The organism is Sphingopyxis sp. OPL5 (assembly GCF_003797775.2).
In the GTDB taxonomy this organism is placed as follows: domain Bacteria; phylum Pseudomonadota; class Alphaproteobacteria; order Sphingomonadales; family Sphingomonadaceae; genus Sphingopyxis.
Map to the genome: position 1 here is coordinate 2,151,071 of NZ_CP060725.1, position 12,841 is coordinate 2,163,911.

The window sequence follows — 12,841 nt, forward strand, 5'->3', positions numbered from 1 at the left end:
TCTCCCCCGAAAGCGAGCGACCCATGACCCAGACGCATGTTTTTCACCCGACGATGCTGCGCGAATATGACATCCGCGGGGTCGTCGGCGACACGCTGTCGGCCGCCGACGCCTATGCTATCGGGCGCAGCTTCGCGACGTTGATCCGGCGCGCGGGCGGCAGGTCGGTCGCGGTCGGTTATGACGGCCGCCTGTCGTCGCCAATGCTCGCCGAGGCGCTGATCGAAGGGATCAACGCCGCCGGGATCGATGCGCTGAATGTCGGGCTCGGCCCGACGCCGATGCTCTATTATGCCGCGTCAACCGAAGAGGTGGACGGCGGCATACAGATAACCGGCAGCCACAACCCCCCCGACTATAACGGCTTCAAGATGGTGTTTCAGGGTCGCCCCTTCTACGGCGCCGACATCGCGGGCATCGGGACGATGGCGGCCACGGGCGACTGGGACAGCGGCGAGGGATCGTCGCAGAGCATCGATATCGTCGACGCCTATGTCGATCGGCTGGTCGAGGGCTTCGCCGGCGCCGCCTACCGCATCGGCTGGGACGCCGGTAACGGCGCCGCCGGCACGGTCATCGAGAAATTGACGGCGCGGCTTCCCGGCGAGCATTTCCTGCTGTTTACCGACATCGACGGCCATTTCCCGAACCACCATCCCGATCCCACTGAGGAAAAGAATCTGGCGGACTTGCGCAAGCTCGTCGCCGAGAGGAATCTCGATTTCGGCGTCGCTTTCGATGGAGATGGCGATCGCATTGGCGCGATCGACGGGCAGGGCCGGGTGATCTGGGGCGACCAGCTGCTGCAAATCTATGCCGCGGCGGTGCTCCGGGATATTCCGGGCGCCACGGTGATCGCCGACGTGAAGGCCAGCCAGGCCTTGTTCGACCGCGTCGCCGAATTGGGCGGTCAGCCGATGATGTGGAAAACCGGCCACAGCCTGATCAAGGCGAAGATGAAGGAAACCGGCAGTCCGCTCGCGGGTGAGATGAGCGGCCATATCTTCTTCGCCGACCGCTATTATGGCTATGACGACGCGCCTTACGCGGCGATCCGCCTGATCGAGGCCGCGACCAAGCTCGGGCAGAGCGTCACCGAATTGCGTGGGCTCATGGCGCCGATGGTCAACACGCCGGAGTTGCGCTTCCAGGTCGATGAGGTGCGCAAGTTCGCCATTGTGGATGAGGTTCTCGCCCGCCTCGCGGCATCGGGGGCCGAAGTCGACCGCACCGATGGCGCGCGCGTGCTCACCGCCGACGGTTGGTGGCTGCTCCGGGCGTCGAACACGCAGGACGTGCTCGTCGCGCGCGCCGAGGCGAAGGACGAGGCGGCGCTCGACCGGCTGATGGCCGCGATCGACGAACAACTCGCGTTGTCGGGCGTCGTGCGCGGACCGCAGGCCGCGCACTGACAGTCCCTGCAATAATCTTGCCAGATTGACCTTTGCGGCGCTCCTCGGGTAGTGCGGTGCCAATCTTTGGACGGACAGCGACGACGATATGACCGACGACTCTACCCTCGCGACCCCGCCAGCCAGCGGCGATCATGGCGTTTCCGAACACACCGCGCATGTCCAGGAAGAGGCGGCGGCGGGCAACGGGCTCGCGGTCGTCTCGATCGCCAAAAGCTATGACAAGCGCGTCGTGCTCTCCGACGTCTCGCTCTCGGTCGGCAAGGGCGAGGTCGTGGGTCTGCTCGGGCCGAACGGCGCCGGCAAGACGACCTGCTTCTATTCGATCATGGGGCTGGTGAAGCCCGACGCGGGACGCATCATGCTCGACGGCGCCGACATCACCGCGCTGCCGATGTACCGCCGCGCGATCCTCGGTCTCGGCTATCTTCCGCAGGAAACCTCGATCTTTCGCGGCATGACGGTGGAACAGAATATCAGTGCGGTGCTCGAACTCAGCGAGCCCGACCGCGTGTCGCGCGAACGCCGGCTCGAGGAATTGCTCGACGAATTCGGCCTGACCCGGCTGCGCAGCGCCGCCGCGATGGCGCTGTCGGGCGGCGAACGCCGCCGCGCCGAAATCGCGCGGGCGCTGGCCGCGAACCCGTCGATCATGCTGCTCGACGAACCGTTCGCGGGCATCGATCCGCTGTCGATTTCGGACATTCGCGACCTTGTCGCCGACCTCAAGACGCGCGGCATCGGGGTGCTGATCACCGACCACAACGTCCGCGAAACGCTCGACCTCGTCGATCGCGCCTGTATCATCTACGACGGCAAGGTGCTGCTCGCCGGGTCGCCCGCCGAACTCGTCGCCGACCCCGAGGTGCGCCGCCTCTACCTCGGCGAGGGTTTCTCCCTGTGAGGGAATGGGGCCGTGTCGGTGTCGAATAAGCTTGTTCTGGTTTCCGTTTGTGTCGAGCGAAGTCGAGACACGCCGAGTTCGTGCATGGCTTCACGTGTCTCGACTTCGCTCGACACAAACGGGATAGAAGGCCGCTAATTCCTAGTGGCGCTCGGTCCGCGCCTCGATCTCCGCCAGTCGCAATCGCTGGTGATGACGCCGCAGCTGCAGCAGGCGATCAAGCTGCTGGCGTTGTCGAACCTCGAACTCGACGCCTATCTGGCTGAAGCGCTTGAGGGCAATCCGTTGCTCGACACCGCCTCGCCCGACAGCGATGGCGCAGGGGACGAAGCGCCCGAGGGCGACGCGACGCCTGCCGAGGCCGCGACGCTCGACGCCGACCAGGCGCTCGCGTCCGACAGCGGCGCGACCGACGATCTCGACGTCGATCTGGGCGCGGAAAGTTTCCACCACGACAGCGCGAGCGACAGCGTCGGCCTGTCGGGCGACAGCGAAGGCATCGATTTCGACAGTTTCGCCGGGGAGGCCGACAGCCTTTACGAGCATCTGCTCGCGCAGGTCGGCGAGCGCTTCTCGGGGCTGGAGGCGCTGATCGCCGAACAGCTTGTCGCGATGATCGACGAGGCGGGTTACCTTCGCGCCGACCTCGCCGACCTTGCGCAGCGGCTCGGCGTCCCGCTCGCACTCGTCGAAACCGTGCTCGCGGGGGTGCAGTGCTTCGATCCTTCGGGCGTCGGCGGCCGCGACCTGGCCGAATGCATCGCGATCCAGGCGCGTGAGGCCGATCGTTACGACCCCGCGATGGCGACGATGATCGCGCATCTCGATCTGGTCGCCAAGGGCGCCTTCCCGCAGCTCAAGCGGATCTGCGGCGTCGACGACGAAGATCTCGCCGACATGATCCGCGAGCTGCGCGGTTATGATCCCAAGCCCGGACTGCGCTTCGGCGCCAGCGTGTCGCAGACCGTCGTGCCCGACATCTACGTCCGTCACACCGGCAAGGGCTGGGCGGTCGAGATCAACGGCGGCACCTTGCCGCGCCTGCTCGTCAACCGCCGCTATTACACCGAACTCGCCACCGGCGCTGCGGCGAAGAGCAAGGCGTGGCTGTCCGAGCAGCTCGCGGGCGCCAACTGGCTCGTCCGCGCGCTCGACCAGCGCCAGCGCACGATCGTCAAGGTCGCGAGCGCGATCGTCAAGCAGCAGGAAGGCTTTTTCCTCCACGGCGTCGCGCATATGCGCCCGCTGACCCTGCGCCAGGTCGCCGAGGAAATCGGCATGCACGAATCGACCGTCAGCCGGGTGACCAGCAACAAATACCTCTCCTGCGCGCGCGGGCTGTTCGAACTCAAATATTTCTTTTCGAGCGGCATTTCGGCGACCGAGGGCGACGGCGCGGTGTCGTCCGAATCTATCAAGAGCCGGATCAAGGCGATGATCGAGGGCGAGGACGGCAAGGCGATCCTGTCCGACGAGACGATCGCGCAGAAGCTGTCGGCCGAGGGCCACGACATCGCGCGGCGCACCGTGGTCAAATATCGCGAGGCGATGGGTTATGGCTCGTCGGTGCAAAGGCGGCGGCAAAAGGCTTTGGCGGGGTAGGCCCAGTCGTCCGCGAACCCGGCTTAAACTCCATTCGTGTCAGGCGAAGTCGAGACACCTATCCGCAGCGCAAGCCTTCGTGTATCCTGACTTCGCTCGATACGAACGGAAAACGGGCTGCTTTCAGGGCGTCGCTAACCAATTCCTAACCACGCCGCGGCTAGCTTTCGGGCCAAAGGAGCCGAAATCCTGTGACCTCTGCGCCTGCCCATCCCTTCACCATTCTCGTGACCGGCGGTGCCGGCTATATCGGCAGCCACGCGGTGCTCGCGCTGCTCGACGCCGGCTGGTCCGTTACAGTGCTCGACAATCTGGTAACGGGCTTCCGCTGGGCGGTGCCGAAGGCTGCGGCCTTTTACGAAGGCGACATCGCCGACGCGGCGCTCGTTACGCGGATCGTCGCCGAACAGGATGTCGGCGCGATCATGCATTTCGCGGGGTCGGTCGTGGTGCCCGAATCGGTGACCAACCCGCTCAAATATTATGACAACAACAGCGCGCGCAGCCGGTCGCTGATCGACACCGCGGTCCACGCCGGGGTGCGCCATTTCATCTTCTCCTCGACCGCCGCGACGTACGGGATCCCCGATACGATTCCGGTGCGCGAAGATGCGCCGCAGCGGCCGATCAACCCCTATGGCATGTCGAAACTGATGACCGAGGCGATGCTCGCCGATGTCGCCTTCGCGCACGACTTCAACTATGCTGCGCTGCGCTATTTCAACGTCGCGGGCGCCGATCCCAAGGCGCGCAGCGGCCAGTCGACCGCCGGCGCGACCCACCTGATCAAGGTCGCGGTCGAGGCGGCGCTCGGCCGCCGCAGCCATGTCGATGTGTTCGGCACCGACTTCGCCACCCCCGACGGCACCGGGGTGCGCGACTATATCCATGTCAGCGACCTTGCCGCGGCGCATCTGCTTGCGCTCGACGCGCTGATCGCCAATCCTCAGGCCAGCCACCAATTGAACTGCGGCTACGGCCGCGGCTTCTCGGTGCTCGAAGTGCTAGACGCGGTCGACCGCGCGACGAATCGCAAGATCGAGCGCCGCCTGGGCGACCGCCGCGCGGGCGATCCCGACGCGCTTATCGCCGACAATGGCGCGATTCGCGGCACCCTCGGTTGGCAGCCGCAGCACGCCGACCTCGACACGATCGTCGCCCACGCGCTGGCGTGGGAGCGCGCGCTGGCCGAACGGCGGCTGGCGGCCTGACCCTTTAAAGGGATTCGCGCAGAGGCGCAGAGGGCGCAGAGATTTGTTCACGCGGAGACGCGGAGAGGAGGAAGAGGGAGGATGGGCGGCTTTGCCGCCTTTTTCTTTCTCCTCTGCGGTCTCTGCGTCTCTGCGCGAAAATTTCTTCTTCTCCGCGTCTCCGCGCCTCCGCGTGAACCCAATTCAATCACGACCGTGGGGGCTGAATCGCCGCCAAGCCGGTTGACTTTTGGCCCGCGTCCCCATAGTTGCGCCGCTTCGCGTTACCGCCTGAGTTTTTACGGACACAAGATCATGAAGATTCGCAACAGCCTGAAGTCGCTGAAGGACCGCCACCGGGACAACCGCGTGATCCGCCGTCGCGGCCGGACCTATGTGATCAACAAGACCAACCGCCGCTTCAAGGCGCGCCAGGGCTGATGCCCCAGCGCGGGGCTGAACCGCCCCGTTTGCTTTTGCTGAACCGCGTAACGCCGTCGGACCCTTCCGGCGGCGCTTTCGCGTGTCTGGCGTTTGTATGATCGATCGCTGCGTTATCTTCGACGTCGGCAAGGTCCTGTTCGACTGGGATTTGCGGCATCTGTTCGCCAAGCTGATTGCCGACGAGCAGGAACTCGAATATTTCGTCGGCAACATCATCACGCCGGGGTGGCATTTCCAGCACGACGCCGGCCGCCCTGCCGCCGAGATGGTCGCCGAGCGAAAGCTTGAATATCCCGATCACGCCGCGTTGATCGATGCCTATGGCACGCGCTTCAACGAGACGATCCCCGGCCCGGTTTCCGGCAGCCTCGAACTGGTCGAGCGGCTCGATGCCGCGGGGGTGCCGCTGTTCGCGATCACCAATTTCGGGCATGATTTCTGGGAGGGTTTCCGCCCGACCCAACCGGTGTTCGACCGCTTTCACGATATCATCGTCTCGGGCACCGAGAAGCTGATGAAGCCCGACCCCGCGATCTACCGCCTCGCGATCGCGCGATTCGGGATCGATCCGGCGGGTGCGCTGTTCATCGACGATGTCGCGGCGAATGTCGCGGGCGCTGAATCGGTCGGAATCGCGGGGCATGTGTTTCGCGATGCTGAAACACTGGAATCCGAACTTTTTGACCGGGGCTTCTTCAGGAATGAAGCGGGATTCGACGCCTTGATGGATGAATGCTGCATTCGTTTCGGCTGGTGTGGTGGGATCGTCGAGGATGAGCCGTCACACGTTGACATGTTCATCCCCGAAAGCGGGCCGGTTGCCGCCTATCAGTTTGTCGATTGGCTTTTCGAAGCCGAGGGAATCGACTGGACAAACGACCCAGACAAATGGGGGAAGCACAGAGAGTGGCTGAAGGACGCATTCGTCCGACACATGAAGAGCGATGTCGTTGATGCCAGCGCTTTAAAGTGGAATTTATAGCGCTGGCCGGGACCGCTCGCGTCCTTATTTCTCCACCCCCAGCTGGGTCAGCACGAAGGCGAATTCCTCGGCATCCTCGCGCAGGGCGCCCCAGCGGCCCGACTTGCCGGCGTGGCCCGCGCCCATGTTGGTGCGCAGCAGCAAAGTCGCGTCGTTGGTGCGCGTCGCGCGCAGCTTGGCGACCCATTTGGCGGGTTCCCAATAGGTCACGCGCGGGTCGTTGAGGCCTGCCGACACCAGCATCGGCGGATAGGCCTTGGCGGTGACATTGTCATAGGGGCTGTAGCTCAGCATATAATCGAACGCCGCCTTGTCGGTGATCGGATTGCCCCATTCGGGCCATTCGCCGGGGGTTAGCGGTAGCGTTTCGTCGACCATCGTGTTGATCACGTCGACGAAGGGCACCCCCGCGAGCACCGCGCCCCACAATTCGGGCGCTTCATTATAGATCACCCCCATCACCTGCCCGCCCGCCGAGCGACCTTCGACTGAAATCTTGCCGGCGCTGGTATATTTTTTGGCGATCAGGCCCTTCGCGACGTCGATGAAATCGTTGAAGGTGTTTTTGCGGCGGTCGGTCTTGCCCTCCAGATACCATTCGCGGCCCAGATCGTCGCCGCCGCGGACATGCGCGATCGCATAGACCATGCCGCGATCGACGAGGCTGAGCCGCGTCGTCGAAAAGCCCGGCGGGACGCGATAGCCGTAGCTGCCATAGGCATAGAGGTGCATCGGCGCGCTGCCGTCGAGCTTCGTCCCCTTTTTGTAGACGAGCGAGGCGGGGATCATCGTCTTGCCGTCGCGGCTCGGCAGGTTAACCCGTTCGGTTACATATTGCGTCGCGTCGTAACCTGAGGGAATTTCCTGGACCTTCAGCGTTTCGAGCTTTCCGCTCGCGAGGTCGTAATCATAGACGGTGTCGGGGGTGACCATCGATTCATAGTCGAGCCGGAGCTTGTCCTGATGATATTCGGGATTGTCGCCAAGCCCCGCCACATAAGTAGCGGCGGGGAACTGGATCCGGCCCGGGGTCAGCGGCGCGTCATATTGGCGGACATCGACCTGGTCGAGCCCGTCCTCGCGCGCCTCGAGCACGAAATAATCGCGGAACACCGAGAAACCGGTGATGTAGCTGTGATCCGACCCGGGGATCAAAGTCTTCCACTCGCCGGGCGTTTTCACGCTGGCGGTGGCGACGCGGAAGTTGGGATGCTCGTCATTGGTGTGGATGTAGAGGGTGCCGTCGCGTTCATCGACGCTGTACTCGCGGCCCTTTTTCCGCGCCGACACCAGCTGCATCGGCGCCTCGGGATTGTCGGCCGGGAGCAGATAGACCTCGCTGGTTTCGTTATCACCCGTCGCGATGACGATATAATTGTCGGCGGCGGTCTTGCCGATGCCGACCCCGAAACCGATGTCGGCCTCCTTGTAGAGCAATTTATCGTCCGCGATCGGCGTGCCGAGCTTGTGCAGTCGGACATTGTCGGTGCGCCAATTCTCGTTGGCGAGGCCATAGAGGATCGCGTCATTGCCCGAGGTCCAGACCAGCGACGACAGGGTGCCGGGGATGACGTCGGGCAACATCTCACCGGTTTCGAGGTTGCGGATGCACACCTCGAAGCGTTCGGAGCCATTGTCGTCGAATGAATAGGCCATCAGCTTGCCGTTGGGGCTGATCGACAGTTCGGCGAGGCGGAAATAATCCTTGTCCTTCGCCATCGCGACCTCGTCGAGGATCAGCGCGGCCTCGCCGGCGCCTGACGCGGGCTTGCGGTACCATTTCTTATACTCGGCGCCCTCCTCATATTCGACCCAATAGGTCCAGTCGCCGTCCTTCTGCGGCACCGAGGAATCGGCCTCCTTGATCCGGCCCTTCATCTCCTGGAACAAAGTCTCGACCAGCGCCGCATGCGGCTTCATCTGCGCGTCGAAATACGCATTTTCGGCTTTGACATAATCGAGCACATCCTTGTCATCGACGACCGGATAGCTGTCATCCTTCAGCCAGTGGTACGGATCGGACAGCGTCTTGCCGTGCAGCGTCATCTCGTGCGGCCGCTTGTCCGCGACGGGGGCGGCGGACAGGGCAGGGGTGTTGTCGGTCAATGCTGTCTCTTTCTCTTCGGCGAAAGCGCCCGGGGCCGCGACAAGCGGGGTGGCAATTGCCGCCATAAACATCCAAATAGCGCGCATCAGGAAACTCCGCGGTGCCGCCCCCGATGGGCCGGATCGACCGCGATGTAGGAACAAGGAAGCCGCCATGTCCAGCCCCGTCCATGCAGAGCGACTCGCCCGCGTCCGCGCCGAACTTGCCGCGCGCGGTCTCGACGGCTTTGTCGTGCCGATCAGCGACGAGCATATGAGCGAATATGTCGGCGCCTATGCCCAGCGCATGGCCTGGCTCACCGGCTTCGGCGGTTCGGCCGGGACCGCGGCGGTGCTGCCCGCCAGGGCCGCGGTGTTCATCGACGGGCGCTACACCGTGCAGGTGCGCGACCAGGTCGACGGCGCCTTGTTCGACTATGTCGGCGTGCCGGCATCGAGCGTCGCCGAATGGCTCGGCGCGAACGTCAGCGCGGGGCAGAAGATCGCTTATGATCCGTGGCTCCACGGCATCGACTGGGCCAATGCGACGGCGAAGGCGCTGGCCGCCAAGGGTGTCGAACTGGTCGCGGTCGCGTCGAACCCGATCGATGCGGTGTGGGACGACCAGCCCGCGCCGAGCGATGCCGTCGTCGCGGTGCACGACGTCAAGCTCGCGGGGCAGAGCGCGATCGACAAGCGCTCGGGCATAGCCGACTGGCTGAAGGACAAGGGCCTCGACACCGGCGTGATGACCGCGCTGGATTCGATCGCCTGGACCTTCAATATTCGTGGGCAGGACGTCAGCCACACGCCGGTCGGCCTCGCCTTCGCGCTGCTTCATGCCGACGCGACCGCCGACCTGTTCATCGCGCCCGAAAAGATCACCGACGCGGTGCGCGCGCATCTCGGCAACAGCGTGCGTATCCACGACCGCGACGCGTTCGAGGCGGCGCTTGCCGGTCTCAAGGACAGGAAGGTCGCGGTCGATCCCGGATCGGCGGTCGCGGCAATCTTCACCGCGCTCGAAAAGGCGGGGGCAAAGATCGCGCGCCACCGCGACCCCGCGGTGCTGCCCAAGGCGATCAAGAATGAGGTCGAATTGAACGGCACCCGCGCCGCGCATGTCCGCGACGGCGTCGCGGTCGCGCGCTTCCTGCAATGGATGGAAGATGTCGCGCCGCAGGGCGGCCTCGACGAACTCGGCGCCGCGGCGAAGCTGCGCGACTTCCGCGAGGCCGGCGGGGGTCTCGTCGACCTGAGCTTCGACACCATCTCGGCGGCCGGCCCCAATGGCGCGCTGCCGCATTACAAGGTCGACGAAACCACCAATCGCCGAATCGAGACCGGCACGCTCTACCTGGTCGATTCGGGCGGCCAATATGCCGACGGCACCACCGACATCACGCGCACGATCGCGATCGGCCCGCCGACCGCCGAAATGCGCCGCCGCTTCACCCAGGTGCTCAAGGGTCATATCGCGCTCGCCATGGCGCGTTTCCCGACGGGCACGCGTGGCAGCCAGCTCGACATCCTCGCGCGGCAGTATCTGTGGGCCGACGGGGTCGATTATGCGCATGGTACCGGGCACGGCGTCGGCACCTATCTCGCGGTCCACGAAGGCCCGCAGCGGATCGCCAAGCCGTCGGGCGGGCAGGCGGGGACCGAGGAACCCTTGCACGCCGGCATGATCCTCTCGAACGAGCCCGGCTATTACAAGGCCGGGCATTTCGGCATCCGCATCGAAAATCTGGTCATCGTCGTGCCGCAGCGCATCGACGGCGCCGAAGAGGATATGCTGGGGTTCGAGACGATCACCTTTGCGCCGATCGCGCAGAACCTCGTCGAAACCGCGCTGCTGTCGCCGGCCGAGGCCGACTGGCTCGATGCCTATCATGCCGAGGTGTTCGAAAAGCTCGCGCCGGGCATGGACGATAGCGACCGGGCCTGGCTCGAATCGGCGTGCGCGCCGCTCGACCGCGCCCCCGCTGCGCTTGCCGCCTGACCATGGCCATCGAACAGGTTCCGCTCGTCGATTTCCGCGTCCACGAAACGGTTCGTGTGCGCTTCAATGAAATCGACGGGCAGAATATCGTCTTCAACGCCCATTATCTCGTCTATGCCGACATCGGGGTGACCGAATATTTCCGCGCCATCGGCGAAGGACAGCCGGGCCCCTATTTCCATCAATATGGCACCGACATCCGCGAGGTGCATTGCGAGATCGATTATCACGCGCCGGCGCGACTCGACGAGCTGATCACCATCGCGGCGCGAATCAGCCGATTCGGGCGCGACAATTTCACGCTGCACTGCGGTGTCTTTCGCGGGGAGGAGCGGCTGACCGATATCGAGATCAGCTATGCGCATATCGATCTCGACAGCGGCGGCGTCACCGCGCTGCCGGGCAGCTTTATCGCCGAAGTCCGCCGGTTCGAGAAACGCATGCCCGTACAGGCCTGATTGGTTCGTTAGCGTTATCAACGACGCAAATGCGTCGCCGTGACGGCCGCGGGCGCAAACCAAAAAAAAGGGCCACCCGAAGGTGGCCCGTGAAAGTTTTGGGAGAGGATGCCTAAAAGGCATGCTCATATTGCAGCGCACAAAAAATGTTGCAACTGCGAAATGAGCATCCGCTATTGCATTTTTTGCAATCGTGACACCGGTGGGCGCCGGACCGGCTGAAAAACCGCCGCAATCGCTATCCTCTCGCAAAATGCGCGCACCTATCCTAAATTGGCGCGATGAGAGTGATGATGAACAATTGGGACGTGCGCGGCGGCGTCTCCGACTTCTGGCACTATATCCGCGCCCCGCGTCCGCACCGCTGGGCGTTCTGGACCGCGACGATTGCGGTGACGCTGGCGGTCTTTTACGGCATCGCCACCAATATCGTCCGCACCGAAGAGCCCAAGGCGCAGATCATCTATTTCGAAAACTGGACCGCGGGACGCAGCACGGACGAAGTCAATGCCGGCTGGATCGAACGCGCCAAGGATGTGAACCGCGCCAATGCCATACGCCGCGCCGAATATCAGAAGCTCGCCGACCGGATGGGGGTCGACTATGATTCGAGCGAGGCCGACAAGGAAACGCGCGAAACGCTGGGCGCCGAAGCCGACACCGTCGTGAAGGCGCCCGAACCGCCGAAACATTCGACCCTCGCCGAACGCGCCGCGCGCGGTCCGAAGGCGGCGCCGGCTGCGCCGGCCCCCTCCGCCACCCCCGCTCCGACCGCCCGCTAGGCATGCGCCGCCCGCCCGCCGATGCCGACTGGATGGCGGCGGCGATCGCGCTGTCGCTGCGCGGGCGCCCGGCCGCGGCGCCCAATCCCAACGTCGGGTGTATCCTGGTCAACGACGGCCGCGTCGTCGGGCGCGGCTGGACCCAGGCGGGTGGCCGTCCGCATGCCGAGGCGATCGCGCTGGCTGCTGCGGGCGACGCGGCGCGCGGCGCGACCGCCTATGTCAGCCTCGAACCCTGCGCCCATGCCAGCCCGCGCGGACCCTGCTGCACCGATGCGCTGATCGCCGCCGGGGTGGCGCGGGTGGTGATCGCGGCGCAGGACCCCGATTCGCGCACCAATGGCAAGGGTATCGCGCGGCTGCGGGACGCGGGTCTTTCTGTCGTCGTCGATGTGATGGCGACCGAAGCGCGCATCGCGATGGCGCCGTGGTGGACGCGGCAGGCGCAGGACCGCCCGTTCGTCACGCTCAAGCTCGCGACCTCGCTCGACGGCTGCATCGCGCGCGCTGACGGGGCGAGCCGCTGGATCACCGGCGCACGCGCCCGCGCCCACGGCCATCTCGAACGCGCGCGGCACGCGGGCATTCTCGTCGGGCGCGGCACCTTCGAAGCCGATTCGCCCAAACTCGACGTCCGCCTTTCGGGACTCGAATCGCGCAGCCCGCAGTGTTTCCTTCTCACAAGTGGCGCCGCGCCCGCCGGCTGGACCGCGGTCGCTTCGCCCGGATCGGTCGCGGGGGTCGATTCGCTGCTCGTCGAGGGCGGCGCCGGCGCCGCCTCGGCCTTCCTCGCCGCCGACCGCGTCGACCGGCTGCTGCTCTACCGCGCCCCGATCCTGATCGGCGGCGGCAAAGCCGCGCTCGGCGACATCGGCCTCACCGACCTCGCCGATGCGCACGGCCGCTGGCGCCTCGTGGACAGCCGCCTGCTTGGCAGCGACCGGCTCGACGTCTACGAGCGGGTCAGAGAAGGACCCTAG

Annotated in this window: 11 protein-coding genes; 10 read left to right on the plus strand and 1 reads right to left on the minus strand. The window is 65.0% G+C overall.

Going from position 1 to position 12,841, the window contains the following annotated elements; genetic code table 11:
* Positions 1–23 precede the first annotated feature (23 nt).
* The 6 genes from pgmG (at position 24) to EEB18_RS10250 (ending at position 6,534) form a co-directional block, all read left to right on the plus strand.
* Entirely contained in the window at positions 24–1,412 is a 1,389-nt protein-coding gene (pgmG, locus tag EEB18_RS10225; RefSeq protein ID WP_262408194.1) for a phosphoglucomutase/phosphomannomutase PgmG, read from the plus strand.
* 88 nt (positions 1,413–1,500) lie between these two features.
* Positions 1,501–2,316, plus strand: coding sequence for an LPS export ABC transporter ATP-binding protein (gene lptB / locus EEB18_RS10230; protein ID WP_056341710.1), 816 nt, complete (start codon positions 1,501–1,503; stop codon positions 2,314–2,316).
* 144 nt (positions 2,317–2,460) lie between these two features.
* Positions 2,461–3,918, plus strand: a complete 1,458-nt coding sequence (gene rpoN, locus EEB18_RS10235; RefSeq protein ID WP_187141762.1) for an RNA polymerase factor sigma-54 — start codon at positions 2,461–2,463, stop codon at positions 3,916–3,918.
* 191 nt (positions 3,919–4,109) lie between these two features.
* Complete coding sequence (galE, locus tag EEB18_RS10240) at positions 4,110–5,129, plus strand: UDP-glucose 4-epimerase GalE (protein WP_187141763.1); 1,020 nt, start codon at positions 4,110–4,112, stop codon at positions 5,127–5,129.
* Positions 5,130–5,423: 294 nt separating this feature from the next.
* On the plus strand, positions 5,424–5,549 hold the full coding sequence (gene ykgO / locus EEB18_RS10245; RefSeq protein ID WP_003046794.1) for a type B 50S ribosomal protein L36: 126 nt from the start codon (positions 5,424–5,426) through the stop codon (positions 5,547–5,549).
* A 97-nt stretch (positions 5,550–5,646) separates the two neighbouring features.
* Positions 5,647–6,534 carry an HAD family phosphatase gene (locus EEB18_RS10250; RefSeq protein WP_316248989.1) on the plus strand — a complete coding sequence of 296 codons (888 nt, stop codon included), beginning with the start codon at positions 5,647–5,649 and terminating at the stop codon, positions 6,532–6,534.
* A gap of 24 nt (positions 6,535–6,558) precedes the next feature.
* On the opposite strand, the gene EEB18_RS10255 is transcribed toward EEB18_RS10250, so the two are convergent.
* Positions 6,559–8,712, minus strand: a complete 2,154-nt coding sequence (locus tag EEB18_RS10255; RefSeq protein ID WP_187141770.1) for a S9 family peptidase — start codon at positions 8,710–8,712, stop codon at positions 6,559–6,561.
* An 82-nt stretch (positions 8,713–8,794) separates the two neighbouring features.
* On the opposite strand from EEB18_RS10255, the gene EEB18_RS10260 reads away from it, so the two are divergent.
* The 4 genes from EEB18_RS10260 to ribD all read left to right on the plus strand — a co-directional run bounded on the left by EEB18_RS10260 (position 8,795) and on the right by ribD (position 12,841).
* Positions 8,795–10,621 (plus strand): aminopeptidase P family protein, encoded by a 1,827-nt coding sequence (locus tag EEB18_RS10260; RefSeq protein WP_187141764.1) that lies wholly within the window; start codon positions 8,795–8,797, stop codon positions 10,619–10,621.
* Positions 10,622–10,623: 2 nt separating this feature from the next.
* Positions 10,624–11,079 (plus strand): acyl-CoA thioesterase, encoded by a 456-nt coding sequence (locus EEB18_RS10265; RefSeq protein ID WP_187141765.1) that lies wholly within the window; start codon positions 10,624–10,626, stop codon positions 11,077–11,079.
* A 281-nt stretch (positions 11,080–11,360) separates the two neighbouring features.
* The gene (locus tag EEB18_RS10270) at positions 11,361–11,861 is read left to right on the plus strand and encodes a hypothetical protein (protein WP_262408195.1); all 501 of its coding nucleotides are present in this window, start codon (positions 11,361–11,363) and stop codon (positions 11,859–11,861) included.
* 32 nt (positions 11,862–11,893) lie between these two features.
* Entirely contained in the window at positions 11,894–12,841 is a 948-nt protein-coding gene (gene ribD, locus EEB18_RS10275; RefSeq protein WP_187139333.1) for a bifunctional diaminohydroxyphosphoribosylaminopyrimidine deaminase/5-amino-6-(5-phosphoribosylamino)uracil reductase RibD, read from the plus strand.

Excerpts from the sequence above, each read along its gene's own strand:
- pgmG (WP_262408194.1), top strand. The coding sequence starts at position 24 with ATGACCCAGACGCATGTTTTTCACCCGACGATGCTGCGCGAATATGAC.
- lptB (WP_056341710.1), top strand. The coding sequence starts at position 1,501 with ATGACCGACGACTCTACCCTCGCGACCCCGCCAGCCAGCGGCGATCAT.
- ykgO (WP_003046794.1), top strand. The coding sequence starts at position 5,424 with ATGAAGATTCGCAACAGCCTGAAGTCGCTGAAGGACCGCCACCGGGAC.
- EEB18_RS10250 (WP_316248989.1), top strand. The coding sequence starts at position 5,647 with ATGATCGATCGCTGCGTTATCTTCGACGTCGGCAAGGTCCTGTTCGAC.
- EEB18_RS10255 (WP_187141770.1), bottom strand. The coding sequence starts at position 8,712 with ATGTTTATGGCGGCAATTGCCACCCCGCTTGTCGCGGCCCCGGGCGCT.
- EEB18_RS10260 (WP_187141764.1), top strand. The coding sequence starts at position 8,795 with ATGTCCAGCCCCGTCCATGCAGAGCGACTCGCCCGCGTCCGCGCCGAA.
- EEB18_RS10265 (WP_187141765.1), top strand. The coding sequence starts at position 10,624 with ATGGCCATCGAACAGGTTCCGCTCGTCGATTTCCGCGTCCACGAAACG.
- EEB18_RS10270 (WP_262408195.1), top strand. The coding sequence starts at position 11,361 with ATGAGAGTGATGATGAACAATTGGGACGTGCGCGGCGGCGTCTCCGAC.
- ribD (WP_187139333.1), top strand. The coding sequence starts at position 11,894 with ATGGCGGCGGCGATCGCGCTGTCGCTGCGCGGGCGCCCGGCCGCGGCG.